The organism is Bifidobacterium favimelis (assembly GCF_037963085.1).
Lineage (GTDB): Bacteria > Actinomycetota > Actinomycetes > Actinomycetales > Bifidobacteriaceae > Bombiscardovia > Bombiscardovia favimelis.
Genome location: NZ_JBANDZ010000001.1, coordinates 1,008,237 through 1,009,707, shown reverse-complemented (window position 1 = coordinate 1,009,707; position 1,471 = coordinate 1,008,237). Strand labels below are relative to the sequence as shown.

Below are 1,471 nucleotides of genomic sequence, written 5' to 3'. Positions count from 1 at the left end.
GCGGCCCGCGCGCACCGGGTATGGCCCCGGAGGTGCGGAATAGAAGTCGTGGTGATGATGTTGTCATCATAGATGTGTTCCCATATGGGAACCCCAAAGGAGCAAGAATGGCAGAAAACGCAAACACCCAACGCACCAGCGACTCCGGTGTCTCCATCTGGCTGGATGATCTGAGCCGTACGAGAATCGCCTCGGGCAACCTCCAGCAGCTGATCGCCGAGCGGAACGTGGTCGGCGTCACGACCAACCCCTCCATATTCCAGAAGGCCCTGAGCCAGGTAGGCCCCTACGATGAGCAGCTCAAGCAGCTGGGCAGGATCGACGTCGAGGATGCCGTCCGCGAGCTGACCACGACCGATGTGCGCGACGCGACCGACATCTTCCGCGAAGTGGCCGAGAAGACCGACTACGTGGATGGGCGTGTGTCCATCGAGGTGGACCCCCGCCTGGCCCACAACACCGAGGAGACCGAGAAGCAGGCGGAAGAGCTCTGGGCAAAGGTGGACCGTCCCAACGCCATGATCAAGATCCCTGCGACCATTGAGGGACTGCCGGCCATCACGGCGACCCTGGCCAAGGGGATTTCCGTGAACGTGACCCTGATCTTCTCCCTGGAAAGGTACAAGCAGGTCATCAACGCCTTCATCGAGGGTCTGGTCCAGGCCGACAAGAACGGCCATGACCTCAGGCACATCGGCTCCGTGGCCTCCTTCTTCGTCTCTCGTGTGGACACGGCCGTCGACAAGCTTCTCGAGGCCAACGGCTCCGACGAGGCCAAGGCGATGGAGGGCAAGGCCGCCGTGGCCAACGCCCGCCTGGCCTACGAACTCTTCGAGACCACCTTCGACACGGACCCCCGTTGGGCCGACCTTGAAGCCAAGGGCGCCAAGAGGCAGCGGCCGCTCTGGGCCTCCACGGGCACCAAGAACGCCAACTACTCCGATTGCAAGTACGTGGACGAGCTGGTGGCCCCGCACGTGGTGAACACGATGCCGGAGAAGACCCTGAACGCCGTCGCCGCCCACGGCGACGGAGCCCCCTCCATCAAGGGGACCTATGAGGAGAGCCATGCGATCATGCAGAAGCTGGCCGACCTGGGCATCAGCATCAAGGATGTGACCGACAAGCTGGAGGCCGACGGGGTCGCCGCCTTCATCGACTCCTGGGATTCGGTCCTTTCCGACGTGCAGAAGGGCATCGACCGCGTCAACGGCTGATTGCAGGACAGGCCTCCGCCTCGCATGAAAAGTGAGGTGGAAGGCGGATGTTCACATGGTGTGCCGGGAACCTGTCGGGTTCCCGGCACATTTTTTCATCATCTGCCGAACCCTCCTGTCCTGTTCTGTCTCGGCTGTTATGGTCTGCCGGCAGGCCCCTCCCACAGGCTTGTGGTGGCCTTGGTCCCGGCCTCCCCTCCCCCGCAAAAGGGTGAGCTGGTCGTTTCACTACCGGCCTGCACCTGGCACGGACG

The 1,471-nt window shown here is 63.0% G+C and carries 1 protein-coding gene; it reads left to right on the top strand.

Annotation, left to right across the window (positions count from 1 at the left end; translation table 11 throughout):
* The first annotated feature begins 107 nt into the window (after window positions 1–107).
* Entirely contained in the window at window positions 108–1,217 is a 1,110-nt protein-coding gene (tal, locus tag V6584_RS04085; RefSeq protein WP_340469181.1) for a transaldolase, read from the top strand.
* The last annotated feature ends 254 nt before the right edge of the window (window positions 1,218–1,471 follow it).

Excerpts from the sequence above, each read along its gene's own strand:
- tal (WP_340469181.1), top strand. The coding sequence starts at position 108 with ATGGCAGAAAACGCAAACACCCAACGCACCAGCGACTCCGGTGTCTCC.